The 25,448-nt window shown below is 49.0% G+C and carries 23 protein-coding genes; 12 read left to right on the top strand and 11 right to left on the bottom strand.

The window, feature by feature from the left end; all coding sequences use genetic code 11:
- Nucleotides 1–45: 45 nt before the first annotated feature.
- Nucleotides 46–1,428, top strand: a complete 1,383-nt coding sequence (opcA, locus tag H6F68_RS24625; RefSeq protein ID WP_190563113.1) for a glucose-6-phosphate dehydrogenase assembly protein OpcA — start codon at nucleotides 46–48, stop codon at nucleotides 1,426–1,428.
- A gap of 83 nt (nucleotides 1,429–1,511) precedes the next feature.
- Nucleotides 1,512–2,900, top strand: coding sequence for a cobyrinate a,c-diamide synthase (locus H6F68_RS24620; RefSeq protein ID WP_190563111.1), 1,389 nt, complete (start codon nucleotides 1,512–1,514; stop codon nucleotides 2,898–2,900).
- On the opposite strand, the gene H6F68_RS24615 is transcribed toward H6F68_RS24620, so the two are convergent.
- The 4 genes from H6F68_RS24615 to H6F68_RS24600 form a co-directional block, all read right to left on the bottom strand.
- Nucleotides 2,897–3,406: a Crp/Fnr family transcriptional regulator gene (locus H6F68_RS24615; RefSeq protein WP_190433465.1), complete on the bottom strand. Its 510-nt coding sequence runs from the start codon at nucleotides 3,404–3,406 to the stop codon at nucleotides 2,897–2,899. The two genes, H6F68_RS24620 and H6F68_RS24615, sit on opposite strands and share 4 nt — an antisense overlap.
- Before the next feature lie 120 nt (nucleotides 3,407–3,526).
- Nucleotides 3,527–6,574, bottom strand: coding sequence for a HEAT repeat domain-containing protein (locus H6F68_RS24610; protein ID WP_190563109.1), 3,048 nt, complete (start codon nucleotides 6,572–6,574; stop codon nucleotides 3,527–3,529).
- A gap of 592 nt (nucleotides 6,575–7,166) precedes the next feature.
- Nucleotides 7,167–7,715 (bottom strand): translation initiation factor IF-3, encoded by a 549-nt coding sequence (infC, locus tag H6F68_RS24605; RefSeq protein ID WP_190433461.1) that lies wholly within the window; start codon nucleotides 7,713–7,715, stop codon nucleotides 7,167–7,169.
- A 205-nt stretch (nucleotides 7,716–7,920) separates the two neighbouring features.
- On the bottom strand, nucleotides 7,921–8,547 hold the full coding sequence (locus tag H6F68_RS24600; protein WP_199300313.1) for a hypothetical protein: 627 nt from the start codon (nucleotides 8,545–8,547) through the stop codon (nucleotides 7,921–7,923).
- 151 nt (nucleotides 8,548–8,698) lie between these two features.
- Between H6F68_RS24600 and H6F68_RS24595 the strand changes: the two genes are divergently transcribed.
- From H6F68_RS24595 to H6F68_RS24580, 4 genes are all read left to right on the top strand, one after another.
- Complete coding sequence (locus tag H6F68_RS24595) at nucleotides 8,699–8,965, top strand: hypothetical protein (RefSeq protein WP_242024631.1); 267 nt, start codon at nucleotides 8,699–8,701, stop codon at nucleotides 8,963–8,965.
- A gap of 104 nt (nucleotides 8,966–9,069) precedes the next feature.
- Nucleotides 9,070–10,584, top strand: a complete 1,515-nt coding sequence (locus tag H6F68_RS24590; protein WP_190563107.1) for an AAA family ATPase — start codon at nucleotides 9,070–9,072, stop codon at nucleotides 10,582–10,584.
- 145 nt (nucleotides 10,585–10,729) lie between these two features.
- Nucleotides 10,730–11,083 carry a DUF1257 domain-containing protein gene (locus tag H6F68_RS24585; protein WP_190433455.1) on the top strand — a complete coding sequence of 118 codons (354 nt, stop codon included), beginning with the start codon at nucleotides 10,730–10,732 and terminating at the stop codon, nucleotides 11,081–11,083.
- A 131-nt stretch (nucleotides 11,084–11,214) separates the two neighbouring features.
- Nucleotides 11,215–12,078 (top strand): 3'(2'),5'-bisphosphate nucleotidase CysQ, encoded by an 864-nt coding sequence (locus tag H6F68_RS24580; RefSeq protein ID WP_190563105.1) that lies wholly within the window; start codon nucleotides 11,215–11,217, stop codon nucleotides 12,076–12,078.
- 37 nt (nucleotides 12,079–12,115) lie between these two features.
- On the opposite strand, the gene H6F68_RS24575 is transcribed toward H6F68_RS24580, so the two are convergent.
- The gene (locus tag H6F68_RS24575) at nucleotides 12,116–12,379 is read right to left on the bottom strand and encodes a hypothetical protein (protein WP_190563104.1); all 264 of its coding nucleotides are present in this window, start codon (nucleotides 12,377–12,379) and stop codon (nucleotides 12,116–12,118) included.
- 164 nt (nucleotides 12,380–12,543) lie between these two features.
- Here H6F68_RS24575 and H6F68_RS24570 point away from each other — a divergent pair, with 164 nt between their 5' ends.
- A complete protein-coding gene (locus H6F68_RS24570; protein WP_190563102.1) occupies nucleotides 12,544–13,215 on the top strand; it encodes a Fe2+-dependent dioxygenase in 672 nt (223 codons plus the stop codon).
- Between the two features lie 87 nt (nucleotides 13,216–13,302).
- Here H6F68_RS24570 and gshB read toward each other — a convergent pair whose 3' ends face one another.
- The 4 genes from gshB to H6F68_RS24550 all read right to left on the bottom strand — a co-directional run bounded on the left by gshB (nucleotide 13,303) and on the right by H6F68_RS24550 (nucleotide 17,054).
- Entirely contained in the window at nucleotides 13,303–14,328 is a 1,026-nt protein-coding gene (gene gshB / locus H6F68_RS24565) for a glutathione synthase (RefSeq protein ID WP_190563100.1), read from the bottom strand.
- A 107-nt stretch (nucleotides 14,329–14,435) separates the two neighbouring features.
- Nucleotides 14,436–14,702, bottom strand: coding sequence for a glutaredoxin 3 (grxC, locus tag H6F68_RS24560; protein WP_190433449.1), 267 nt, complete (start codon nucleotides 14,700–14,702; stop codon nucleotides 14,436–14,438).
- A gap of 39 nt (nucleotides 14,703–14,741) precedes the next feature.
- The gene (hflX, locus tag H6F68_RS24555; RefSeq protein ID WP_399315117.1) at nucleotides 14,742–16,370 is read right to left on the bottom strand and encodes a GTPase HflX; all 1,629 of its coding nucleotides are present in this window, start codon (nucleotides 16,368–16,370) and stop codon (nucleotides 14,742–14,744) included.
- A gap of 159 nt (nucleotides 16,371–16,529) precedes the next feature.
- Nucleotides 16,530–17,054: a tetratricopeptide repeat protein gene (locus H6F68_RS24550; RefSeq protein ID WP_190563098.1), complete on the bottom strand. Its 525-nt coding sequence runs from the start codon at nucleotides 17,052–17,054 to the stop codon at nucleotides 16,530–16,532.
- Nucleotides 17,055–17,457: 403 nt separating this feature from the next.
- Here H6F68_RS24550 and H6F68_RS24545 point away from each other — a divergent pair, with 403 nt between their 5' ends.
- Nucleotides 17,458–18,261, top strand: a complete 804-nt coding sequence (locus H6F68_RS24545; RefSeq protein ID WP_190554876.1) for a TPM domain-containing protein — start codon at nucleotides 17,458–17,460, stop codon at nucleotides 18,259–18,261.
- Nucleotides 18,262–18,438: 177 nt separating this feature from the next.
- Nucleotides 18,439–19,068 (top strand): precorrin-8X methylmutase, encoded by a 630-nt coding sequence (locus tag H6F68_RS24540; RefSeq protein WP_190433444.1) that lies wholly within the window; start codon nucleotides 18,439–18,441, stop codon nucleotides 19,066–19,068.
- A 22-nt stretch (nucleotides 19,069–19,090) separates the two neighbouring features.
- On the opposite strand, the gene H6F68_RS24535 is transcribed toward H6F68_RS24540, so the two are convergent.
- Together H6F68_RS24535 and dapB are read right to left on the bottom strand one after the other, a co-directional pair.
- On the bottom strand, nucleotides 19,091–19,786 hold the full coding sequence (locus tag H6F68_RS24535) for a phosphate ABC transporter permease (RefSeq protein WP_190554875.1): 696 nt from the start codon (nucleotides 19,784–19,786) through the stop codon (nucleotides 19,091–19,093).
- 516 nt (nucleotides 19,787–20,302) lie between these two features.
- Complete coding sequence (dapB, locus tag H6F68_RS24530; protein WP_190563096.1) at nucleotides 20,303–21,130, bottom strand: 4-hydroxy-tetrahydrodipicolinate reductase; 828 nt, start codon at nucleotides 21,128–21,130, stop codon at nucleotides 20,303–20,305.
- Nucleotides 21,131–21,277: 147 nt separating this feature from the next.
- Between dapB and H6F68_RS29165 the strand changes: the two genes are divergently transcribed.
- From H6F68_RS29165 to ruvC, 3 genes are all read left to right on the top strand, one after another.
- Nucleotides 21,278–23,635 (top strand): CHASE2 domain-containing serine/threonine-protein kinase, encoded by a 2,358-nt coding sequence (locus tag H6F68_RS29165; protein WP_313930234.1) that lies wholly within the window; start codon nucleotides 21,278–21,280, stop codon nucleotides 23,633–23,635.
- A gap of 86 nt (nucleotides 23,636–23,721) precedes the next feature.
- Nucleotides 23,722–24,852, top strand: coding sequence for a magnesium chelatase ATPase subunit I (bchI, locus tag H6F68_RS24520; RefSeq protein WP_190563094.1), 1,131 nt, complete (start codon nucleotides 23,722–23,724; stop codon nucleotides 24,850–24,852).
- A gap of 22 nt (nucleotides 24,853–24,874) precedes the next feature.
- Nucleotides 24,875–25,354: a crossover junction endodeoxyribonuclease RuvC gene (gene ruvC / locus H6F68_RS24515; RefSeq protein ID WP_190563092.1), complete on the top strand. Its 480-nt coding sequence runs from the start codon at nucleotides 24,875–24,877 to the stop codon at nucleotides 25,352–25,354.
- Nucleotides 25,355–25,448: the final 94 nt, after the last annotated feature.

Raw genomic sequence — 25,448 nt, 5'->3', positions numbered from 1 at the left:
CCTCAGAACGCTGATTCCTGAACCCTAACTACCTCAATAAATCCTATGGCTAAACAGTCTTCTCCTGTTGTTTCTCTGCAAGCTCCCAAAGATGTTTCGCTGAGCGAAATTGACGGTGAACTTGGCAAGATTTGGCAAAGTTACAGTGCTACAGGTGATGATGGCTCCTTTCCTGTAGCAACGAGAGCCGCTACTTTTAGTTTGATCGTTTATGAACCGGAGGAAACTCAGCACTTACTTGCTGATCTCGGTTTTTATACGGGGCCGATTGATGGCATTACTGGCCCTCGCATGGAAGCAGCTCTGAGGACAGCTCAGGAAACCTATGGTTTACCTGTTACGGGCAAAGCCACTTCCGAAACATTGCAAAAGTTGCAGGAGGAACTTACCAAAAAGCGCACGAGTGCTGTCAGTAATGACTCTTCCTCAATCAGTCCTTCCTATGCCAGAGATGCTAGAGGGGCAGGAGTGGCAGATGCGATCGCCAGCCAAAATCCTTGCCGCATCATCGCTCTGTTCCCGGTTTCTGGGGAAGATGAAGGAGTGACAGCTCAGGTTTCTGCTTACTGCCCCGTGCAAAAGCAAAGCCGCAGTACTTTGATTTGTTGCGAGTACATAACTCTGCGAGGCACAGAGACAGCGCTAGACCGAGCTAGTAGTTTGGTTTCTTCTCTGTTGATTAGTGACCTGCCAAAGTTTTTGTGGTGGAAAGCAACGCCCGAGCCTAATCAAGACTTATTCAGGCAATTAGCAGGGTTTTCTACCTGTGTCATCGTAGACTCCAGCACTTTCTTGGAAGCAGAAACTGGCTTGCTCAAAGTCCAAAGCCTTCTGGAACAAGGAACTCATGTTGCTGACCTGAACTGGCGACGCCTGGCCCCGTGGCAGGAATTAACTGCGGAGGCTTTCGATCCCCCAGAGCGTCGGGCTGCCTTGACAGAAGTCGATCGCGTCACAATTGACTACGAGCAAGGAAATCCGACCCAAGCTTTAATGTTCCTAGGTTGGTTAGCAAGTCGGCTCCAATGGCACCCTGTCTCTTATGAGCATGAAGGAGGCGATTACGATTTGCGGCGCGTGCGGTTTGTTGCGGCTGATCAGCGCCCGATTGAAGCAGAATTAGCAGGAATGCCTACGGCTGATTATGGGGATGTGGGGGGAGACTTGATGGCGTTGCGTCTCACTTCGACGAATCCCAAGGCTGATTGTTGTACAGTGCTTTGCTCTGAAACCTCTGGTTGTATGCGGATGGAATCGGGGGGTGGTGCCCAATCCTGCCGAATTCAGCAGGTTTCATCTCTATTGGACCAGAAAGCAGAGAATCTGCTCAGTCAACAACTCCAAAGTTGGGGTCGGGATGCACTGTATGAAGAAAGCCTAGCTGTGTCAGCTCAAATTGCTAAACTGCGGGACCACTCAGCCGAGTAAATACCTGAGTTAGTTTATTAAGGTGTTAGCAAGATCATCATGAGGTGATTTCTAGCTAGCACCTTATTTTTTATGGTTCAGTTATGGCTTTGGCGATCGCGGGTGAGAGAAGTGGTGTGGGCAAGACGACAGTGACTTTGGCGCTGTTGGCAGCGATGCAGCGCCGAGGGTTGCAGGTGCAATCGTTTAAGGTCGGCCCAGATTACATCGACCCGATGTTTCACACGCAGGTAACGGGTCGAGCTTGCCGCAATCTTGATCCCGTCCTGACTTCAGAAGCCTATGTGCAAGAATGCTTTGCTCGCCATACCCCTGGGGTTGACTGTGCTTTAGTCGAAGGCGTGATGGGTTTATTCGACGGTGCCACGGGAGCAGAGGATTGGGCTAGTACCGCTCATATTGCCCGCCTGCTCAATATTCCAGTTTTGCTGGTGCTAGATTGCAGCCGTTTGTCACGCTCTGTGGCGGCGATCGCCCACGGATACCGTTTGTTCGATCCACGAATTCAATTAGCGGGTGTGGTCCTGAACCGAGTTGGCAGCGATCGCCATCTAGAACTCTTGCAGTCGGCTTTAGAGCCACTCAATTTGCCAATTTTGGGCGTGTTGCGTCGCCAAGTGGAGATCACGATTCCAGATCGCCACCTCGGTTTAGTCCCGACTGGAGAATTAGCTCAGTTCAACTTATTGATCGACCGACTCGCTGACTTAGGCGAAACCTGCTTCGACTGGCTGCAACTGTTGCCGTTGCTTGATGCGCCACCTCCTCAGCCTTCTGAGCCGTTGGCTGGTCAGGAGCAAAACTTGTTGCCGCAGTCTCCAGTGCGAATTGCTGTGGCTCGCGATCGCGCCTTTAACTTCTACTACGCCGACAACTTAGACTGCCTGGAACAATTAGGTGCAGAACTCATTTCTTGGAGTCCTCTCAGCGATCCCCATTTGCCAGTAGATGTACAAGGGCTTTATTTGGGCGGTGGTTTTCCTGAAGTCTTTGCCGAGCAGTTGGCAGACAACGCTTCTGGACGAGATGCGGTACGAGTGGCAATTCAAGCAGGGCTACCCACTTACGCTGAGTGTGGCGGGTTGATGTATTTATGCCAGCAGATTCAAGGGTTTGATCAGCAATCCTGGCCAATGGTTGGGATTTTGCCGACTACTGCTGTGATGGGGGCTCGTTTAACTCTGGGTTACCGACGGGCGATCGCGCAACAAACTAGTTCCTTAATAGCGGCGGGCACTACAGTTTGCGGTCACGAGTTTCACCGCTCGACTCTCACTGAAACTACGCCCCAACCCTTATTTCAAACTTGGCGCTATGACCCATCGTCGCAAGAAGCACCCAGTCTAGAAGGCTGGCGATCGCAGCAAGTGCATGCCTCCTATTTACATTTGCACTGGGGGAGCCGACCTGAACTAGCCGCTCGATTTGTGCGCTCCTGTGCTCAGTTTCAACAACCCATCGCGAAATTTTAGTAGGAAGATGGCAAGCGGCTGTCCTCCCTGCTATTCATGTGGCGGTTGTAGAACGACAATAGTTTTTGATTTTCTACGTCTTGGGCATTAATTCTCTGATTTAGTTCGCGAATCCGGCGAGACAGCAACCGGATGATATTGAGCGCAATACCAGGAGTCTCGTCAATGGCATCGTAAAGCTGCTGCTGCGTTAGGACCAGACACTCACAATTTTCTAGCGTGCTTACCGAAGCCGACCGTGGCTCAGCATCAAACAAAGACATTTCACCAAAGCAAGCGCCTTTCTCTAGCTGGGCTAGCTCTTGGTTGCTCAGGTGGACGCGGACTCGGCCAGACACCACAATATAAAGCGATCGCCCTTCCTGCCCTTCCTTAAAGATGGTGTGCTTCGCTGGAAAAGATAGCTCATCCATAATCGAAGCTAATCTCACGAGAAAATCATCCCGTAGCTCTTTAAAGATAGGCACTCCTCGAACAAAAAGTAGGCGATCGACGCTAGTTAGCATAGAGTTTAGGGTGCAAATAAGCTCATATCAGTCCAGTTTGAAGCAGAAACGCAGCGAGAGAACGAGGATTTAAAGAACGGGTCTAAAAGTTACCGTGGCTTAGAGCGCAACGCTGGAGCGTTAAATAGTTTCTAAGCCTGCGATATCAGAGAAATTAGCAGCGGGGCCCGGTGGTTTAGAGCCGTTTGGTTGAGGTCTGGAATGCTTTAAGCCCAATTCTGCCATCATCTGCTGTACTTGAGCGGCTACCAATCGGTCTGGGTCATTGGTGAGCTTGGGCAAAAGCTCCTTGAGTGCTCTCGGAGAGGCAACTTTCAAATAAGTCAGGACTGCCTCTCGCACATACCCTGTGGGGTAGCGCAGACAAGCTAAAATCTGCTCAGACGTCAGGCTCCAGCGAGCTTGGCGGGCTAAGTGAAAACAGCAAGCTAAAGGCCAGTCAGGTAGAAAGTAACGCAAATCTAATAAGTAGCGCAGGCGATCGCTGGCCTTCATCGGTTCATAGGTCACCATATCAGAGAGGCTTTGCAATTTATCTAAGTCTGGACGGCGATCGAGCACACTCAGTAGAGCCCGCTTGTTAGCGATATCTAAAGTATTGTCTAGAATTTCCAGACCCTGAGCCACGCTCGATGGTGAAGCAGATTGTAGATTAATCGAAGCTGCCTGAATCGCTTCTAAAGGATAAAGTACCTTCATAAGCAAAAATAAGCGCTCCACGGCATCCGTTTGCACATCCGCTAAGGCCCGGCGCAGTAAATCCGCTTCTGCCCCTAAAACTTGTTCCCAACTGAGATCGACTAAGGCAGCGTAAAGCTGACCAATAAACAGAATTTCTTGATCGATTAGGGTTTCAACCCCACTTCGTCCCAAGCGATCGGATATCGCATCAATTCCGAGTTCATGGGGCATTTTCAACAAGATTCGGAGAACATTGCGTCGGTTGGCTCCCCAAGCCGTCATCAAATGAGCCACAAGTACATCTAAGGCCTCTCGACTCGCAATCTGCCCAATGGCGCTCCAAGCTTGCATCCGGACTAGATCGGGTTTGTGAATATCTTCTGCCAGCTCTACTAACAGCGGAATCGCCTCATTGTCTAGCCTGACCAGTGCCCGCATAGCGGCTTCACGGGTGGATTTGTAATGCAAGCCCCGCAGCAGAGAAGGATAATATTCTTCTAAATGAGTGGCTGCGATCGCCTCCAGTAAAGCACAACGCACTCGCAAAGATTCATCTTGTAGCAAAGTCGGGATGTAAAGCCGCAGCGCTTGCAAATAAACAGCTTCTCCCAAAGCGCGACACCCCATCACCCGCTCCCGCTCTTGTTTATGGGTGAGCATTTGCCGCAAGGTGTTGGTAGCCTCCGCTTTCTGTCGAGGTGTGCCCCGGCGCAACATGAGAGACGCAGCCGTGCCTCGTACCACCGCATCAACCTCTGGGCGCAAGTAAGGCCGCAACTGGCGAATGTCAGGCTCTCGCTCTGTAAGCCAAATATAGCGCAACGCTACTGCCAACACTTCTGGAAACAGAGGTTGTTCAATTAAGGCTCTAACTGGGTTTACGTAAGATTCACTGGGATGCACCAACATCGCCTCTAAACTCTGTCGCTGCAAGGCTGGTGGCAAATTAGCTAACAATGGAGCTAGCGCTTCCCCTACATTTTGGAGATCGATCTGGCTGAGTAATTCAATGCAAGAACGCTTATCTGCTTCTGTACCTGGACGATTGAGTGTCTCAATTACAGCTCGCTTTAGCTCCCGCAAATCGACATCTGAAATACTCAGTTGTCCCCGTTCTGCACCTACCACCAGTAGCCCAACATAGCGGCTCCGTAGCAACCAAACTGTGCATAACCAAATCGTTGCCAGAAGGATAATTTGGGCCAAAAAGATCCAATCTTGTAGCTGTACGCCTATCTGGGTGTTCCGACAAAACCAAATAATCCCTAAAATGCTGAGTCCGGTTAAACCAGTGGCGATCGGTTCAGCCACACCTCGGACCAAAGATTGCAGCCCACTGCGGACGCTTTCCGGTAACGGTTGAAAAAGCACAGGGCCAGTGCTGGTAAATAAGGTGTAGTGCAGTAACTCATCTAAAAACTTAAGAATCACTAACCCAACAAAAAGCGGCACGAGACCTGTCATCGAAAAAGAGCCCAAAGCAATAATTGCTATTGGCAAAAACATCGCGGTCGTAAACACCCCAATGCGCTCAATAACTCGGCTAGAGGCAAACCACTGCGTTGCTAGCTCAAAAATGCCAAGGACACCATTAAAGAGGCCTAAAAAGCTAGCAATCCCACCGACCAATCCTTGCCCTTCTAATTGCTGGTTCTCCAATTGGCTCAGAAATTGAAAATCTACCAGCAAGAACAAGACCTGCGCCATCATGAAGAAGGCAAACAACAAGATGACATAACGGCGTAACGGCCCTTTGAGGCGACGGGCAATCAGGTGATCAGGATGCGCTTCTTCCAGACGTCTGCGTGGAGCCTCTGGAAAAAACTGGTTGTAACTTTGGCTGAGGTAGAACAAAACCCCTGCCCCCAAAGCCATGACGAGGCAGGAAATTAGAATGACATCAGAAAGCTTGATGAACGAGAGGAGAAATGGCAGCGAAAACCCGCTAATGACATCTGCCACTAACACGCCACTACTAATTAATGGAAAAGTTCGTTTAATTTCTCGGATGTTAAAAAGTTGATTGGCGGTAATGGAGGTATTGAGGTCGTTGAGCACGTAGATAGCTTCTAGCCACAGCCGCATCAACAAAACGGTCAAACTTAGAACCGTAAGGCTGCCAATTGTGGCCCCGCCTGCTGCATCAAGGCCAAAGCGAAACAAGAGCAAGGGAACTGCCATTAATAACGCAGTTAGAACAATCACTCGACGCAACGGTAGAATTCGCTGCATCCAAGAGTAGATAAACCCTAGACTTGACCCAATACCAGCGCTAGCAATATAAATCCAGGGCAGCTTATCGGCTCCGTATTCCTTCAAGAACAGGGCGACTGTACTTGCTTCTAACCACAGCAACCCTATAGAGGTTGTGGTGTAAAAAGCAAACATCAACATGGTACGTTCGCTTTCTTCCGGGCGGAGGTTGACCCATCGCAGTAGCTTTTGGCCAAGGCTATCTTTAGCAAGCCACCGATTTTTTAGCGTCATGTAGCGTTGATTTCCTCTATCGCAGCCTGGTTGAGTTGCTTCTCATCTAAACATGATTTCTCCCGCTCGTCGCACTCAGTCTATTAATGAGTTCGGCTTACCGCAGGTTTGCAAGTGGCGACTTGAGAGTAAAAATCTGCTTCGAGCTCACAAGACAGGAGCCAATGTCAATTGATGACACTTTCTGAACAGGATTCTGCACCAAATTAGCTTCCTGGGGCTACGCTGGGCTGGCTGTGTCTACTTAAACAGCAAAATTACTATAGGAGAACAGTGCTGAAGCAAATCTAAGCAGAACCTTGCTTTTTTAGCGTTCCCAACCTTGACTCTGTTTTAGTAAGTACAAGCAGCTTGAATCTTGGTAACGTTCTGGCGATAGAGTGATATAACGCAAAAGAACAAGGCTGCTTTATAGGCAACCTTGTTCTTGGAAATTTTTAATATTGTTTGAGACGTTACGAAGAGATATAGATGTGTTAATCCACGTCTAGGCTCTGCGATCGCCTCTGCCTCAGCCTTATGACTGAAACCGCAATAATCGCTAAGGAAGCTGTGAGGCTTGCTGGAGACTGACTATATGGATGCTGATGGCTTAGGCTTTTTTAGGCGCAAGCAACATCATCATATTGCGTCCCTCTTTTTTAGGAAATTGCTGAACTTCAGCCATTTCCTGCAAGTCCTTCGCCATCCGCATCAACAGAGTTTCAGCCAAGTCGCTATGTTGAATCTCACGGCCTCGAAACATAATTGTCGCTTTGACCTTGTCTCCTGCCTTGAGAAAACGCTCGGCCTGGTTAATGCGAACGTTGTAATCGTGTTCTTCGATTTTGTAGCGCATCTTTACTTCCTTCACGTCGGAAGTATGCTGCTTTTTCTTAGCTTCTCTAGCTTTTTTCTCTTGCTCAAATTTAAATTTGCCGTAATCCATAATCCGGCAAACCGGCGGATCGGCTTTATCACTAACCAGTACGAGATCTAGTTCTTTTTCCTCTGCAATTTGCAGCGCTTCACGAGGGGTAAGAATACCTAGTTGTGCACCATCAGTATCAATTACCCGAATCTTAGGAAATCGAATGCGCTCGTTGATTTGGGGTAAATCACGATTTTGTTTTTTCTCGATTAAAGGTGCTCTGGTTGACAACTCGGTTTTGACCTACTGCTAAAGGATAATGAGGTTGAAGAAGTGTAAATTACGGCTCAGCTTGGGTGCGCTCAATCCTCGCCCTGAGGGGATTTGGTTTAAATGCTGCACTTGATATTTGCTATTTTACTCAGTCTGTTTAAATTTCTAGCTACTTGTTAACTTAATTTCTGAAATGGCCCTTTCTAAGTTCACTTCTGCGGGTCTAAGGTTGCTGTGATGGAGGTGGCACTCGGTATTGCTGAGCAATGTAATAGAAGAAGCGGTAGTAGTCGTCGAACTGCTGACTGGGCGATCGCGCTTGCCAGTGGTAGCGAATGTCGCCTTGTTGTAGCGCCAGTGTCATCGAACTGATTTCGGGTCCAATGTTGACATTAAGCGCCCCAGATAAACCTTGAGCGGTAGTGAAGTTTGCCTTTGATGAGGGTACAGGAGCCGCTTGCTGCTTAGCTTGCTTAGTAGTAAAGGGCTTAACTTGATGTCCTGCCCACCCTCGAATTTCAGCTTGAGGATTTTTAGGGTCGCGAAAAGCCTGTCCATCCTGATTGTCGGGGGATGGCTCGGCAGTCCAACTGCTGGGATAGGGAAATTCAAAGTTATAGCGCGGGTTATGGTAGGTCTTCCATGTCCCTGCAAGTGGCATCTCAGAACTACGACAACTCGTTAGGAGAACCAAGCTAGCCAATAAACTAGCCAAGACAGACAACCTGGCTGATCTAGGGTTAGTTACAGAGCGATAAGGGTTCACTGTCTGATTCGTTCTCATTCGTTGAATGGCTAGCCCTGTTTTGTAAACAAAAGTAACAATAATGCTGTCATGACGTCTTGCCATCTTGACAGCAAGTATCAGACTCGATATTCTGACAGATACATACCCGGGTAGAACTGGAAGTTATATGCAAGAGAAGCAAAAGGTTACGTTGTATCTTTCACCGGAGCTGCATCGAAAGTTGAAAATTCGGGCAGCAGTCGATGCAGAGCCTATGTCAACAATTGTTGAACGAGCTGTTGTCTTCTACCTGGCTCACCCAGAGTTGGTAGATGAGGTGGAAGCATCCTACGGCCAATCTCATCAGGTCTACAACTGTCCAGAGTGCACTAGCTCGGTTGTGGTCCAGAACGGAGAAATGCTTGCTCTTAAGAATCAGCCAGGTGTGTTAGATGAAGCTGGGCAATCTTTGCCAGTTCAGCAAGCTCAAAAGGTTGGCTCTAATCCTAATCAGCCGGGCGAGGAACTCGTTCCTTGTTAAGGCTCTAACCTGTAGGTTAATGCTAGCAAGGGTGCCGCATTAATTTCAGGTCGGGTGAACTCGGATCTAGCAATGTCTGCACCGTCTCTAGTAGGTCGATGGTCATGCAAGAAGAGCTCAATATTTTAATTCAAGCTCAATACCCTCTTATCTATCTAGTTACCTCTGAAGAGGAACGGGCTGAGCAGGCAGTAGCTGCAATTGTTCAAGCTAGGTCACCCCAGCGTCCTCAGTTATTCATCTGGACAATGACTGAAGGAATGGTAGGGCACGAACAGTCCCGTAGTCCTGTGCAAAACAACACTGTTTCTCCAGAAGCAGCGATTGATTGGGCCATTCGGCAACCATCTGGTGTATTCCTGTTTAAGGATTTGCACCCCTTCAAAGATTCTCCAGCAGTTACACGACGTCTCCGAGATGCGATCGCCCGATTTAAGGGAACACAAAAAACTATTATTTTGATGTCTCCCGTGCAGCAAGTTCCGATCGAGTTAGAAAAGGAAGTTGTAGTCCTCGATTTCACTCTGCCCACAATGGCTGAGTTAAATCAAGTGCTATCTAACCAACTAGACCAACTACCTCGCAACCGTCGGATTACAACCGAAGCACGAGAAAAACTCCTCAAAGCGGCTCTGGGACTTACCCGAGATGAAGCCGAAAAAGTTTATCGTAAAGCCTTAGTTACAGCGGGTCGCCTGACCGAAGCAGAAGTAGACATTGTCTTATCTGAAAAGAAGCAACTTATTCGCCGTAACGGAATCTTAGAGTACATCGAAGAAGACGAGACGATTAATTCCGTTGGCGGTTTAGAAGAACTCAAGCATTGGCTCAAGCAGCGCTCTAACGCCTTTACAGAAAGAGCCAGAGAATATGGTTTGCCTCAACCAAAAGGCATGCTGATCTTAGGAGTTCCAGGTTGCGGAAAGTCGCTGATTGCTAAAACCACTTCTAGACTCTGGGGTTTGCCCCTGATTCGTCTAGACATGGGCCGAGTTTACGACGGCTCAATGGTAGGCCGCTCTGAAGCCAACTTGCGCAATGCCTTAAAAACTGCTGAATCAATCTCTCCCGCGATTTTGTTTATCGATGAGATTGATAAAGCATTTGCAGGTAGCACTGGCTCTGCGGATTCGGATGGCGGTACCTCTAGTCGGATTTTTGGTTCATTCTTGACCTGGATGCAAGAGAAGACTTCTCCGGTGTTTGTGATGGCGACTGCTAACCGGGTGGAGCGCTTACCAGGAGAGTTTCTTAGAAAAGGGCGCTTTGATGAAATCTTCTTTGTCGATCTGCCGACTAAAGAAGAACGCAAAGAGATTTTTAGTATTCACTTAAGCAAGCGGCGGCGTGAAATTGCTCGGTTTGATTTGGACCAGCTCGCGACTGTTTGTGATGGTTTTTCTGGGGCAGAAATTGAACAGGCGTTGATTGCAGCGATGTATGAGGCATTCGCCCAAGAACGGGAGTTTACTCAGCTCGACATTATCGCTGCGATCAAGTCAACATTGCCTCTGTCTAAGACAATGAACGAGCAGGTGACAGCCCTAAGAGACTGGGCAAGGCAGCGCGCGCGACCTGCTGCATCTTCCGTCGCAGAATATCAGCGACTGGAGTTCTAAAGGCTTTCACTCCTGCTCCCAACAGGAGGAAAGGCTAGCAAGTTGTTGCTAGCAGTTTGACAAAATACCGTGCCACCATCGCGGTAAACCTCTCATCACATCAAACGTTGTCGTTTCTCTCAATCTCTCCAGGAGGAAATCCGAAATGTCTCACTTCAGCACTCTGCGCACCAAGATCACTGATGCCGAAATCCTGAAGGCTTCCTTGCGTGATTTGGGTATCTCGGTCAAGACTGAAGCTGATGTCCGTGGCTACAACGGTCAAAGAGTTCGTTCTGATATCGTTGCTGTTCTCGAAGGTGAATACGACCTAGGCTGGTCTCGCAATAGTGATGGTTCTTTCGATCTCATTGCTGACCTTTGGGGCGTTGCTAAGAAGCACAACCAAACTGAACTCATCAACTCCATTAATCAAAAGTACGCAGTTAATAAGACTCTGGCAGAAGTTAAGCGGCCTGGTCTGCAAAATGCCAACGTTAAACTAGTTCTGCAAAAGTAATTTCTCTGCGCGTTCCCAAGCTTACGGGTTAACCACTAAAACGGGTTAGCCCGTTTTTTTATGCCAATCGTGTAGACTTACGGGAGTGACTTCCAAGATAGATAGTCCCAACCCTGTTGCGATCGCCTGCTATGCCCTTGCCTTCTACTGAACAAGATCAAAAAATTCGCCAAGTGATTCGTAGCTGCGGCTTGCAAGTAGAACGGTTGGCGAAAGAGCATTTCCAAGTTTCTCAAAAAGGTCCGGATGACTACGTAACGAATGTCGATCGCGCCTTAGATCAAGAATTGACGACAGCTTTCTCAAATTTATTTCCTCACGATGGTCTGATTACGGAGGAGAATACTCAATCAAGACAAGCCTTTGGAGATCACTACTCGCAGCTTTGGCTGATTGATCCGCTAGACGGCACTGAGGATTTTATCAAAGGCAAAGCAGAGTTCGCCATTATGGTCGGACTGTTGCAGGAATACCAACCGATCGCGGGTTGGGTCTATGCGCCAATGCTGAACCAAATGTATTATGGCGGCTGCGGTTGGGGACTATTTCAAGAAAAACCAGGACAGGATAGCGAGCGGTTAGAGCCTGTAGAGCCACCGCCACCTCAATCTGGGTTTTGCCCCATGATCATCGGCACAAAAGATCAAAACAACTTTGGGGAAGCGATCGCAAAGCTAATTCCAGATGTACAGTTCTACACGCTAGGCAGTTTTGGCCTTAAGGTCATGGAAGTAATTTGTGGCCGAGCAGGGCTTTATGTTTATTTCAATGGACGGGTGAAGCTGTGGGATACGACGGGTCCTTTAGCGATCGCTAAAGCCGCAGGGTTAGTTTGTTGCGACCTAGAAGGGCAACCAATCCGCTTTACTCCAGATGCCCTTGATCCAGATACGCTAGCCCACAAGCAACCCATTTTGATTGGCTGGCCTTCTTATATAGAGCCGCTACTTCCCAAACTGCAAAAAGCGATTGGGATGTTACGGCTCCAAAGATAGGGTGGCAGTGTTTAGTTAAAGGTCGAGAATTTCAACCTTAACCTTCGCCGCCTTCGCCACCTTCACCGCCAGGAGAGGGAGAAGGAGAAGTCGTGGTTCCTTCTTCGCCACCTTCACCGCCCTCGCCACCTTCACCAGCACTGCCTTGAGCATCTGGGGAAGGAGAAGTGGTGGTTCCTGCCTCACCACCTGCTCCACCAGTCTGTTCAACAGGGGGAGCAGTTTCGTTTTCTGTGCCACATCCTGCTACGGGAGCGATCAAACCTAGAAGTAGTAGCAGCCCAGCCGACTTTGCACGCATTGAGTATTTCTCCTCAGTTCTTTATGTACTTTATAAATAAGTCGCTCATTCTACAAGTTTTTAAGTCTATTGCAATCTAAAGCCGCCAGAACTGATTAAGCTAGAACTCGGCCAATTTATGGCTTGTCCCTTTTTGTGATTACCGCTGTTCGAGGTTGCTTGCAATGATGCTGACCATCCCTGATGTCCTATCATCGGAAGAACTCAATTCTGCCGTTTCTAGCCTCGACGCATCTGATTTTGTCGATGGCAAAACTACAGCAGGTTGGCACGCAAAGTTGGTGAAGCAAAACACCCAGCTTAAAAATGAAGCTAGCTACAGCCAAGATCTGAAAGAGACAATCAAAAATGCTTTGAGGCGCAGTCCCCTCTTTCAAATTGCTGTCCAGCCTCGACTGATTCACTCAATGTTGTTTAGTCGCTATGAATCAGGCATGTCCTACGGCAGCCATATTGATAACGCCCTGATGGGAGGTCAAGAGTTGTGGCGATCGGATGTTTCCTTAACACTATTTCTCAGTTCGCCTTCCAGCTACGGCGGCGGTGAACTGGTGATTGAGGGAGTTGAGGGAGAAACTACATTTAAGCTAGAAGCAGGCTCAGCCATTGTCTATCCTTCTTCTACGCTGCATCGGGTCAATCCTGTGACTGAAGGCGTGCGATTAGTCGCTGTAGCTTGGGTCCAAAGCTTAGTGCGTGACCCCCACAAACGCGAAATTTTGTTTGATCTAGATGTAGCTCGTCGAGCTTTGTTTGAAAAGCAGGGCAAGACCACAGAGTTCGACTTAATTTCTAAAAGCCATGCTAATTTGCTTCGTCAGTGGGCGGATGCCTAATGCCCAATCAAATACTCAATTTCAACCATGATGGGCGGATGTAGCTCGCCCATCACAGCTCCACAACTCTCACTTAGTGTTGAACGACTAGGCAGGGGAGGAGAAGCTGAGCTTGCTAGCTTGAGCCTTCTCTAGCCACTGCACCACTTGATAACCCACACGGGATTGGTTCAGGCGATCGATCTCCCGAATTCCTGTAGGGCTGGTGACATTAACTTCAGTAAGGTAGCCACCAATCACATCAATCCCCACAAAAATCAAGCCATCTCGCCGCAGCACTGGAGCGAGTTGAGCACAAATTTCTCGTTCTCTGGGGGTAATATCCACTGACTCAACCCTGCCGCCAACTGCCATGTTGCCCCGGAATTCATTGCCTGTGGGCACGCGGTTAACGGCTCCAATTGGCTCTCCGTCTAGCAAGATAATTCGCTTGTCACCTGCTTTTGCTTCCGGTAGGTAAGTCTGAATCATGATCGGCAGTTGGCCTTGGAAGGTGCTGATTTCGATCATCGAATTCAGGTTGCGATCGCCTGGTTGCAAGAACAAGATGCCTTCCCCCGCCTTACCACCTAGCGGCTTGAGCACCGCAGCTCCTTGCTGCTCTACAAACTGGCGAATCACTTGCTTATCTTGCGTCACGATCGTGGTGGGGATCGCCTCGGTAAACTGGAGGGCATACATTTTTTCGTTAGCCGCTCGCAAACCACTAGGCGAGTTAACGACTAAGGTTCTAGCGGGGTCGATGTAGTCCAGGATATAAGTAGCGTAGAGGTAAGCCGTAGTCACCGGCGGGTCGGTTCGCATAAATACTACGTCCATCTCCTCTAGCGGGCGTAGATTGCCGAAACTCTTAGCCTGGGTGGAATCTTGCAAGGAACTCCCTAGGGAATACCAAGATTCAGCAGCCACCCAGCGGCCATCTATTAACTGAATGGGCGTCAACTTGACCCGTTCTAAAATTGCCCAGGCTTTACCATTCACCACACTCAATAAATTCGCTTGAGTTACCCATACCTCATGACCCAGTTCTTGTGCTGCTTCCATGAGGGCAACACTCGTGTCATGACAAGGATCAAGTTTTTGAATGGGGTCAATAATAAATGCGAATTTCAATGAATTACCCTCTGCAACGGTGTGGCTACTTTTGCACTAACGAAACAACTGAGTGGAAATGCGATCGCTTTTGGCGTTACACGATGTACTAGCTAACTTATAAGTAATTAGCTAGCAGTCTGCAAAAGCTGATCAAGCTTGCCTTGAGCGTTTAAGGCATGAATGTCGTCACAACCACCAACATGCTGGTCGTTAATGAAAATTTGGGGCAGAGAACGTTTGCCATTAGCACGTTGGGACATTTCAGCGCGAGCTGCTTCATCACCATCGATACTGTATTCGGTGTATTCAACTCCTTTTTTGTCTAAGAGTGCTTTAGCCCGAATACAGAAAGGGCAGGTCCGCCAAGTGTAAATTTCAACTTTAGAAGCCATAGCAACCTCAATCGTTAAGCAATGTTTCTTGATCTTAGTTTAGCCCCAGGAAGAAACCGCATAGTCCACAAGTTGAGCTAGTCGCCGACGTAAGGTTTCTAGCCCTAGGCGATCGCTGGCGGAGAGAAATACAGCTTGAGGAAATTCTTCTTGAGCGAGGGCTAAGGTGTCTCCGTCCACCTGATCAATTTTGTTGAAAGCCACTAACGCGGGTCCCGGCGTGATGGGCATCTCGGACAAAATCTTCATGACTGAACGAATTTGGTTTTGCCAAGCTGGATGGGAGAGATCCACCAAATGCAACAAAGCATCTGCTTCTGTGACTTCCTCCAAAGTGGCTCGGAATGCATCCACTAACGACGGCGGTAGCTCATGGATAAAGCCAACCGTGTCAGTCAGCAAAATAGAGCGAGGTTCCTGAGTCACGGCGTCTTGGATGATCAGGCGTCGGGTGGTAGGGTCGAGCGTCGCGAAGAGTTGATCGGCGGTATACACTTCCGCGTTGGTCAATGTGTTTAATAACGTAGACTTACCAGCATTGGTATAACCCACGATCGCGATCGATGGAACTTCGCGATGCTGGCGTCGTTGCCGCAACCGAGAACGGTGAGCTTGTAATTGGTTGACTTCTTGCTGCAACCGAGAAATTCGCCGCTGGATGCCACGACGCTCGGTTTCTAGCTTGGTCTCACCAGGGCCTCTGGTGCCAATCCCACCGCCCAAGCGTGACATAGCTTGTCCCCGCCCGATCAGACGCGGCAGCATGTATTCCAACTGGGCCAACTCTACTTGCAGTTTCCCGGCTCTAGACTGAGCCCGTTGCGCAAAAATATCTAAAATTACTTCAGTGCGATCGACCACCCGAATGCCAATTTGAGTTTCCAAGTTACGTACTTGGGCTGGGTGTAAGTCGCGATCGAAAGCAATTAAGTTTGCACCCACTGTTTGAGCGGCAAGCGCAATTTCTTGAACTTTGCCTTCGCCAACCACGGTCTGTGGGTGGGGGCGAGAGCGCTTTTGAGTTAAGGTTTCTACCACAGTGCCGCCCGCAGTTTCCACTAGGCGAGTCAATTCGACTAAGCCATCTTGGAAACGCTGCGATTTTCGTTCATCGGTCATCAAGCCCACAATCAACACCTGATCGTGGTCGCGATCGACTTGTTGAGCGACGTATTCGCGCTCAAATTCTGCTTCTAAATTTTCTACTAAATCTAGAAAATCTTGAGCCGCTAAATCATCCAGGTCGGTTGGTGGTGAAACAGTCCAGTTCGCTTCTGGATGTGGGACCAGATGCGCTAAGTAAGCGTGCTTAACATAGCCTGTTGCTCCACCCCCACGCCGCTCAAATCCTGCACCTGACAAAGTAATCATCACCAAGCTATCGAGCCGCTGAATTGCCATAGCAGTCAAAGCAGCTTCGTTGGGTGGTTCAATTTTTAATTGGGTCGCCAAACAGCGAATGCCACTGAGACGTTCGGCCCCGTAACGCGGTAGTTCTAGAGGTGGAATCTGAGTTTGACGGGGCGTGCCCACTCCAACCCGGATAACCTGACCGCGCCGGTTGATGTAGACACAAACAGGCTGGTTGAGATCTGTACTAATGGCAGCTAGTCGTTGGGCGAATTCAGATGTGGTGAGGCGATCGCCCGGTAGCCGTTGATGGTACAAACGTTGCAGCTGCTTAAGCTGACTAGATTTTAGACCTTGAAGATTGCCGTAGATCGTTTCTATAGACTTGCTTAACCAGAGAACTGGCCCTCAAATTCACTAGCTTCTATTCTACTAACTCTATAAAAACGTCAGCGTTTGCAGTCAGCGTTTGTAGTGTTACTGCCGAAACCAACCAAAAATTCTGGAGATCAGGTTCAGCCAGTTAGCAGGTCTGCTAATTCCCAGGGCATGGTCGTAGCTAGCATAAGCTTCTCTGTAGCGGTTGAGATAACGTAGTGCTACCCCTCGGAATAACCAAGCTTCTGCATGGTGAGGCTGAATCGCTAAAGCTGTATTGCAACTAAGCAAGGCTTCTTCGTAACAATTTAAGTGAATGAAAGCCACAGCCCGAAACACTAGAGCGGCAGCATGATTAGGCTGGCTCCTTAGCGCTTGGTTAAAACTGGCGATCGCTTCATTGTAGGCTCCCAAGTTGGCTTGAGCCTGTCCCCGTTGGTACCAGGCGCTCACATCATCACCTTTTCGGGCGATCGCTTGATCACAACGGGCGATCGCCGCTTCATACTCCCTTCGTTGCCGAGGGTCAATATCAGCTTGGCGGCGAACTTGAGGTCGGCTCCGCACTGAATTGACTGGAGGAAAAAGTGGCTGAACCTGGGATGACTGAAATGACTGGGTCATAGACATAGTCAGACAGGGAACAAATAAAGTAGCGCAGATCCCTAGAGTGCCCTGAACCAAGAAAGGACTCGCGGCTATAGCGAGCAACATTAGGTTTTCTTAATCTGAGAGTACTCGCTGTTCTGACAGATGAGCTGCCAGCTTCATCAGTTTTTACAGAAATCGGCCATTAAGCTTCGTTAAAGTACACGTTTCGCCACAATTCAACGAATAATTTGACCCTAAAGACGAGTTACTAGCGAAAATCCACCAAATTTTGATCGAACCATGGCAATTGACGGCTCCCGCTCTCAGTCCGTAAGATTAAATTAAAGTAAACAAGTGTAAAGATAAATAGGTGAGCGCTGTCCATTTTTAGCGTCACTCATAGCATCCACTTATTAGATTTAATCTAGCGTTGCCAATGCCATACCTTTCTCCGCGACGGCTTCTTACTTTCCTTGCTGCCTTCTGCTTAGCGTTGTCAATGTGGGCGATCGCACCAGCAGCCCAAGCCTACGAAAACCCACAACTGCTGCCCAGTGAACCAACGACGGTCATTGATCTAGCAAAAAATCTTACGGGCATCCAAGAAGAATCCTTGGCCAAAGATTTAGAAACCTTTGAAGCAGAAACAGGCTGGAAACTTCGAGTTTTGACTCAATTTGATCAAACTCCAGGGCGAGCGGTGAAAGACTTTTGGGGCCTAGATGAAAAAAGCCTGCTGCTAGTCGCGGATGCGCGGGGCGGTAATATCCTCAACTTTAGTGTTGGGGATGCCTTTTATGAGCTGATGCCACGCACCTTCTGGATTGAACTGCAAACCCGCTATGGTAACCAATTCTTTGTGCGCGAAAATGGTGAAGACCAAGCCATCATTCAAGCCCTAGAGTCCGTCAAAGCCTGCTTACGTAAAGGTGGGTGCCAAGTGGTGCCCGGTTTGCCTCAAGAACAGTGGATTCTCACTCTAATTACTTCACTGGTCGGAGGCGTGATCTTCGGCTTTGCCGCTCATCCTCGTAAGGAAGGCCAAGTGTTTGCTTGGCAATGGGCTCTAATTTTCTCGCCTTTGTGGGGAATTTTATTTATTGCTTTTGGTGTTGGTCCGGTTGTGACACGCACCTCAGAATGGCTACCTCTGTTTCGAAACGTGGTGGGATTTATGCTAGGAGCTTTAGTGGCTTATCTTTCACCAATGTTTACTCAGTCTTCCGCCCCTGAAAGTTAACCAGTGGTAACTTGAATGCAGGCAAAATTTCCTCAAGACTGAATTTCAATCCGCTGAGGATAGAACCAACGCGATCGCCTAAAGTGCAAGCAGTCCTATAGCAATTACGCTGTATGACTGCTTAGGAGTGTATAACTATCTCAAACCCCAAGCACGCATTTGAGGGACAAGTTAGGCATGGAGTGGCATATTACGGACGCTCAGAGTTTAGGAATCATTGACCGAGAAATGGGTGAACACACGTTTTCCCCGGCTGAATATGAAATTGTGCGTCGAGTGATTTATGCCACTGCTGATTTTGAGTACAAATCCTTGATTCGCTTTTCTGAGCAGGCACTACAAGCGGGAGCCGCAGCTTTAGCAGCCCGCAGCACTATTGTGGTAGATGTGCCGATGGTACAAGTTGGTATTACTTCAAATATCCAAAACACCTTTGCCAATCCGGTATATTGCAGCATGGATGCTTTGACTCGGCCTCAAAGAGATAAAACTCGCGCTGCTTGGGGTATTGAAACCCTGGCACGTCGCTATCCAGAAGGCATTTTCGTGATTGGTCAAGCCCAAACTGCCTTATCGGTCATTGTGGACTTAATTGAAGCAGAGGAAATTCGCCCCGCCCTAGTGGTAGGTACCCCCTCTGGATTTGTCGATATCGAAGTTGCAAAACACCGCTTACAGGATTCATTGGTGCCCCATATTCGCATTGAGGGGCGTAAAGGGAGCGCTGTCGTCGCCGCTGCAATTATGAATGGCTTAGTAGATTTGGCTTGGAAAGCGTACGGTCAAGACAGCCCTGGTATGGGTTGAGTTTAGAGATAGGCTCAGCGACTTACATGTCCATTGCAGCACGGCGACGAGGGGATTTGCGAGGCTTAGGCTGAGAGCTTAGTCGTCGGCTAACTTCCAAGAAATTATCCCGCTGCACTTGTGGGTAGTCGCTCACCCAAATATTCTGGCTAGGAATGTAAATGTCAGAAATTTTGGCAATGCGACTCAGATCTGGCAAGTGCGACATCACTACCATATGAGCGACTTGATCCGGGCGAATGGCTTTATGCTCCCGACGCAGCGGCACTTGGACGGGAATTCTAAATCCGCTTTCGTCGCCTACTTCTAAGTTCAGCCGTCGTTCGCGGTTTTCTACGAGGACTAACTCTCCCCGCTTATTCACGGTTTCTTCTGTTCCGATCAGTTCTTCGCTGACGTAGGCATCTAAGACACGGCCTTGCCAAAAACCGCTATGGCGTGGTTTGCGAGCTTCTAGGTTTCGGAGGGTAGCCCAGAAGACAGGAGCCCAGAGCCAATAGAGACTGGTTGCAACTCCTAGGAAAAAGAGGATGAGTCCACCTGCGCTGCCTTCTCCAAGAACAGAGTAGGCGATGGTAACAACTACCCCTCCCACAACAGAGATGAGAAGTCGCTTTAAGAAGTCAGAGACTTTTCCCCAGTGATATTTGTACTGAGGAAAAGTGGCAACGAGGGGAACCAGTTGTTCGAATTTCTCGCGAGTCAATGGAACTAGCATTAGTACAAGTTTATATACTCTTGAGTTGGCAATAGTTTGTGGGCGATCGCTTTAATATTATGAGCCTAACATTGTGAAGTTTTTAAGGGAAGAAACTTTGGCGGTAACTCGAACTCACAACGCTTTATTTACTAGTGCTAGACTTGGCTGTAGATTATTGGCTATAGACTAGCAGTTGGCCCAAAGGTACTGCCCTAGTGGTTGTCAGGTTGCTTCATTTCTTTGTATTCCTCTGTTTATGAGTTTAACTTTAAATAAGAGGAGAGTAATTCTACGGATTTGAGCACAGAAAATTCAATCTTTACTGTCTAAAAGTTGCGTAGTTGCCTCGAAGTTTTTATAAGACAAAAGTAGCAGAATAAATTTAATTCTGAATAAGGCGTTCAGAAAGACTAAACAAGTAGGGGGCAACTAAATTTGTTTGGTTTTTCTGGTTAGGAAAGCGTCTTTACAGGTGAATTGCCTGACCCTGGGGGCTTGTAGGGTCAGGCAATTTTTTTGGTAATTTTGCTGGGTCTAAAGGATTTTTTCTAAGCCATAGACCAGCGACTTTAGCTGAATCACTTTGCGAATTGAAAGCAAAACTCCGGGCATGTAGCAAGCGCGATCGCTCGTGTCATGCCGCAGGGTATAAATTTGCCCGGCTGCGCCAAAGATGACTTCTTGATGAGCAATTAAACCGGGTAAACGCACACTATGAATACGAATTCCTTCATCGGCTAAAGCTCCTTTGGCTCCTGGTATTTTTTCAGTTTCCTCAACCGTCGATGGGTTAAAGCTTTTACCCAGCTCGGCTAGCATTTGCGCTGTTTGTAGCGCTGTTCCGCTTGGAGCATCTGCTTTTTGGTTGTGGTGTAGTTCGATGATTTCGACATGGTCGAAGTGCTGGGAAGCTTGGATTGCGGCCTGTTGCAGCAGCACCATACCAATGGAGAAATTAGGAATAATGAGACAACCTGTACTGGCTTTGTCAGCAAATTCGGCTAATTCTTGAATCTGCTGGGGGCTTAAGCCAGTCGTGCCCACAACGGGACGGACACCATAGGCGATTGCAGCTCTCACGTTGTCGTACACACCGTCTGGGTGAGTGAAATCGACCATCACTCCTAGCTGCTTCTCTTGCCCAGCCATCGCTAGGACTGGCTCAAAGTCGTTGAGGATTGGCACTTCTAAAGGGCCGCATCCAGCCACTTCCCCTACGTCTTCACCTATGTATTTGGGATTGCGATCGACAGCCCCAATCAGGGTCAGATCAGGTGTTTGGGCGATCGCCTTGACGACTTCGCGGCCCATTTTTCCCGCGGCCCCGTTAACAACAACCGGAATGGGAAGTTGACTTGTCATGATCTAAATCGTGTCTCTGGACGGAATAAGCGCATTTTAAACGAGTGGCAGTGATTCGATTGCTTAGCTAGGCTGGGTTAGTCATGTAGAGCTGTTAGAGTTTGGTAAAAGTCTGCTTGTTAATGCTCTAGCCAATGGCTGACCTCTGTGATCTCTAAACTGGCGTATCAAATCCGTTTTACACGGCCTAGCTTAGAACGCTGGCGCAAGCTGATACCGATGGTGACTCAACCCGCTCTGGTGACGAGCGTGATTGTCACAGGTTTGGTGCTGGGAGTGCGGCAAGTGGGGGGATGGCAACCGCTGGAGTTAGCGGCTTACGATCGCCTGGTGCAACTCCAACCTGATTTGGGACCAGATCCCCGATTACTTGTAGTTGCCATTACCGAATCAGATATTCAAGCTCAAAATAGGTGGCCAATCTCGGATCAGGCGATCGCGCAAGCCTTAGCTGAACTCCAGCGTTACCAGCCCGCTGCCATTGGTTTAGATATCCTGCGGGAAATTCCCCAGCCACCGGGGCGCACGTCCCTGCTGCAACAACTACAAGCACCAAATGTAGTCACAATCTCGACCTTGGGGGACACAGCCAACAACAAGACCAAGGCTCCGCCGGGTGTGCCAAGTGATCGAGTGGGATTTAACGATATTGTCTTCGACTCCGACAACGTGATTCGGCGCAATTTTCTCTTCGGAGAAACTGATAACGCTGAATTTGCTTCTTTGTCGTTGCGGTTGGCATCAAAGTATTTGGCCCCCCGAGGAATTACCCCGCAACAGCCCTGGAAAAGTTACCAGGCAGTTCGCTGGGGTGAGGCTGTGTTTACGCCGTTACAACCAAATTCCGGTGGTTACATCAACGGTGATGCTGGTGGGTACCAAGTCTTATTGAGCTATCACTCGAACCAGCGAGTGGCTCGTCAGGTGACATTGACGCAGGTATTGCAGCGTCAAGTGAATCCAGCCTGGATCAAAGACAAAATTATCTTGATCGGAACCACAGCCCCTAGTATCAAAGATTTGTTTCCGACTCCCTACAGCGCGATTGAGCAGGGCAACCCAGAAATGCCAGGAGTGCTGATTCATGCTCACATGGTTAGTCAATTTATCAGTGCGGCGTTGGGCCAGCGATCGCTAGTTTGGTTTTGGCCTGAGTGGGCTGAAGGATTGTGGATTTGGGGCTGGTCGGCGGTAGGGGCCTTGTTGGCTTGGCGAGTTCGGCATCCGGTCTACCTGGGCTTGATGGGAGTTGCTGCCGTTGGTGGTTTATATCTCGTTTGCTATGGCTGGTTTACCCAGTCTGCTTGGATTCCCTTTGTACCGCCTGCGATCGCCCTACTTACTACAGCGGGTAGCTTGGTTTCTTACTTTGCTTATCAGGCGTATCAAGAGCGTAAAACGATCGCTGAACAAGTTGAAGACCAAGAAAAGACGATTGCCCTGTTGCAAACCTTGTTGACTGGGACTCCAACCATTGCTTTAACTAGCGCTCCGACCAGTGCTGCGAATGGTGACACCACCTTAATCCCGACCCAGAGTACCAAGCGGAGTGTCAGCACCCAGGTGCCCACTAGTAGCACCAAGTCTAATGATGCAACTGAAGCCATTAATACCCGCACTTATTCAGATCAGCATGTTGCTAATGATGTTGAAGACCCAATCAGCGATCGCCCTCGTTTCTTGTTGAGTCGGCGCTACAAAATTGATCGTGTCCTGGCATCCGGTGGGTTTAGCTTGACCTATTTAGCCCAAGATACTCAGCGGCCTGGTAATCCGCTGTGCGTGGTGAAGCATTTAGTGCCAGCCCGGAGTGATGTGCGCTTTTTGCAAACTGCTAGACGTTTATTCAAAACTGAAGCTGAAATTTTGGAAAAGCTGGGGAAACACGATCAAATTCCGCAACTTTTGGCTTCATTTGAAGAAAATGCTGAGTTTTATTTAGTAGAGGAATTTATAGCGGGGCATCCTCTCAGCGAGGAGTTACCTTCCGGCAAGCGGTTGTCAGAAGCTCAAGTTGTAGGGTTACTTAGGCCCATCTTAGAAGTCTTAGCATTTCTGCACGAACGTCATGTGATTCATCGGGACCTCAAGCCCAGCAACATCATGCGTCGCCAACTCGATCAACAACTAGTGTTAATTGATTTTGGAGCTGTGAAACAAATGCAGCCCCAAGACTATAGTGCTTCCCGCCAGAGCGCCCAAGAAGAAGGATTTACTGTTGCGATCGGTACCCGTGGCTATGCTCCCCCAGAGCAGCTAGCTGGATACCCTGGTCTCAGTAGCGATGTTTATGCGCTGGGAATGATCGCCATTCAAGCCCTAACGGGGTTCTTTCCTTACCAACTGTCACCGAATCCTGAAACGGGCACTGTGATTTGGCGAGAGTTTACTGAGGTTAGCGATCAATTCGCGGCGGTTTTGGATCGCATGGTCTGCTACTACTTCAACGAGCGATACCAATCTGCTGGTGAGGTTTTGCGGGATCTTAAAGCGCTAGAAACTTGATACGAGTGCTGGGAGTGCATTTAGCTCTAGGCTGTATGGCAAAATGAGAGACAGTCATCAAATATTCTTAAGATCTAGGTAATCCTGTGAGTCTGACTGCCCAAGCTAGCCCAAATTCAAAATCAGCTACTCGCCGCCTGGTGTTTCCCTTCACAGCCATTGTGGGTCAGGAGGAAATGAAACTGGCCCTGTTGCTGAACGTAATTGACCCTAAGATTGGCGGTGTCATGATCATGGGCGATCGCGGCACAGGTAAATCCACCACCATCCGTGCCTTGGCTGACCTGCTACCCGAAATTGAAGTAGTAGCAGATGACCCCTTCAACAGCCACCCCACCGATCCAGAGCTGATGAGCGATGCCGTCAAACAACTGGTAGAGCAGCAGGGTGGTGTTAAAGTTGCCCAGAAAAAAGTCATCATGGTTGACTTGCCCCTTGGTGCGACCGAAGACCGAGTTTGTGGCACGATCGACATCGAAAAAGCATTATCAGAAGGGGTAAAAGCATTTGAACCTGGCCTGTTAGCCAAGGCAAACCGAGGCATCCTGTATGTGGATGAAGTTAACCTGCTGGATGACCACTTGGTAGACGTACTCCTCGACTCTGCCGCCTCTGGTTGGAATACAGTTGAGCGCGAAGGTATTTCGATTCGGCACCCGGCTCGTTTCGTCTTGGTTGGTTCCGGAAACCCAGAAGAAGGCGAACTCCGCCCCCAACTGCTCGATCGCTTCGGGATGCATGCTGAGATTCGCACCGTCAAGGAGCCATCTTTACGGGTGCAAATCGTCGAGCAACGCACTGAGTTTGACCAAAACCCTCAAGCTTTTCTAGAGCAATATCAGACGCAGCAAGATGAGCTACAAGAGCGCTTAGTGGGCGCGCAAGAACGCCTCAAGTCTGTCAGCATGGACTACGATCTGCGTGTGAACATCTCTCAGGTTTGTTCTGAGTTGGATGTAGATGGTCTCCGGGGCGATATCGTGACCAATCGGGCTGCCAAAGCGATCGCAGCTCTGGAAGGTCGCACCGAAGTCACTGTCGATGACATTCGCCGAGTTGTCACCCTTTGCCTGCGTCACCGCCTCCGCAAAGACCCTCTAGAATCCATTGATTCTGGCTACAAAGTGGAAAAAGTGTTTAATCGCGTATTCGGCTTAGAAGAGGCAGAAACTGAAGCGGTGGCTGCGACTAACGGCACTGGAGCCAGAGCTCGCTAAACTAGAGGCTTGCTAAACGACAATGGAAAAACGTGTCCTAGGCTTAGACCCCGGATTGGCGATCCTAGGCTTTGGCATTATTTTGGGTAGGGACGAGGGTAACCACGCTCCTACCCTGCTTGATTTTGGGGTGATCCAAACTCCAGCTCATACAGAAATGGGCGATCGCCTCTGCACCATTTATGACGACCTGCATACGCTGCTAGACGAATGGCAACCCGATCTAGTGGCGATCGAAAAGCTGTTTTTCTACCGCATGGGCAACACGATCGCCGTTGCTCAAGCCCGTGGCGTGTTGATGTTGGTCCTAGCGCAGCACAAAGTACCTTTTGTGGAATTTACTCCAGCTCAGATCAAGCAGGCTTTAACGGGCTACGGTGGAGCTGACAAGCAAGAGGTACAGCAAGCCGTGGCACGGGAACTTAACTTAGATGCCATCCCTAGACCCGATGATGCGGCAGACGGCCTAGCAGTGGCCTTAACGGCTTGGTTTCAGCGCTGATGACACGTCTTTGTAAATTCACAGTTGAGTGAGGCTCTGTGACCCTTCCAGAGGTAGATGTAAGCAGTTATAGAAGCGCCGTAAGGTTATGGGC

It is taken from the genome of Trichocoleus sp. FACHB-262, assembly GCF_014696035.1.
GTDB lineage: Bacteria > Cyanobacteriota > Cyanobacteriia > FACHB-46 > FACHB-46 > Trichocoleus.
The sequence above is the reverse complement of the archived record's forward strand: the minus strand, read 5'-3'. Positions and strand labels throughout refer to the sequence as shown.

Coding starts and splice junctions, on each gene's coding strand:
- ruvC (WP_190563092.1), top strand. CDS start 24,875: ATGGAAAAACGTGTCCTAGGCTTAGACCCCGGATTGGCGATCCTAGGC.
- H6F68_RS24540 (WP_190433444.1), top strand. CDS start 18,439: ATGGAGTGGCATATTACGGACGCTCAGAGTTTAGGAATCATTGACCGA.
- H6F68_RS24570 (WP_190563102.1), top strand. CDS start 12,544: ATGATGCTGACCATCCCTGATGTCCTATCATCGGAAGAACTCAATTCT.
- H6F68_RS24610 (WP_190563109.1), bottom strand. CDS start 6,574: ATGACGCTAAAAAATCGGTGGCTTGCTAAAGATAGCCTTGGCCAAAAG.
- H6F68_RS24590 (WP_190563107.1), top strand. CDS start 9,070: ATGCAAGAAGAGCTCAATATTTTAATTCAAGCTCAATACCCTCTTATC.
- grxC (WP_190433449.1), bottom strand. CDS start 14,702: ATGGCTTCTAAAGTTGAAATTTACACTTGGCGGACCTGCCCTTTCTGT.
- H6F68_RS24615 (WP_190433465.1), bottom strand. CDS start 3,406: ATGCTAACTAGCGTCGATCGCCTACTTTTTGTTCGAGGAGTGCCTATC.
- H6F68_RS24575 (WP_190563104.1), bottom strand. CDS start 12,379: ATGCGTGCAAAGTCGGCTGGGCTGCTACTACTTCTAGGTTTGATCGCT.
- H6F68_RS24535 (WP_190554875.1), bottom strand. CDS start 19,786: ATGCTAGTTCCATTGACTCGCGAGAAATTCGAACAACTGGTTCCCCTC.
- H6F68_RS24595 (WP_242024631.1), top strand. CDS start 8,699: ATGTCAACAATTGTTGAACGAGCTGTTGTCTTCTACCTGGCTCACCCA.
- H6F68_RS24620 (WP_190563111.1), top strand. CDS start 1,512: ATGGCTTTGGCGATCGCGGGTGAGAGAAGTGGTGTGGGCAAGACGACA.
- H6F68_RS24550 (WP_190563098.1), bottom strand. CDS start 17,054: ATGACCCAGTCATTTCAGTCATCCCAGGTTCAGCCACTTTTTCCTCCA.
- H6F68_RS24545 (WP_190554876.1), top strand. CDS start 17,458: ATGCCATACCTTTCTCCGCGACGGCTTCTTACTTTCCTTGCTGCCTTC.
- dapB (WP_190563096.1), bottom strand. CDS start 21,130: ATGACAAGTCAACTTCCCATTCCGGTTGTTGTTAACGGGGCCGCGGGA.
- opcA (WP_190563113.1), top strand. CDS start 46: ATGGCTAAACAGTCTTCTCCTGTTGTTTCTCTGCAAGCTCCCAAAGAT.
- H6F68_RS24600 (WP_199300313.1), bottom strand. CDS start 8,547: ATGGCAAGACGTCATGACAGCATTATTGTTACTTTTGTTTACAAAACA.
- H6F68_RS24585 (WP_190433455.1), top strand. CDS start 10,730: ATGTCTCACTTCAGCACTCTGCGCACCAAGATCACTGATGCCGAAATC.
- H6F68_RS24580 (WP_190563105.1), top strand. CDS start 11,215: ATGCCCTTGCCTTCTACTGAACAAGATCAAAAAATTCGCCAAGTGATT.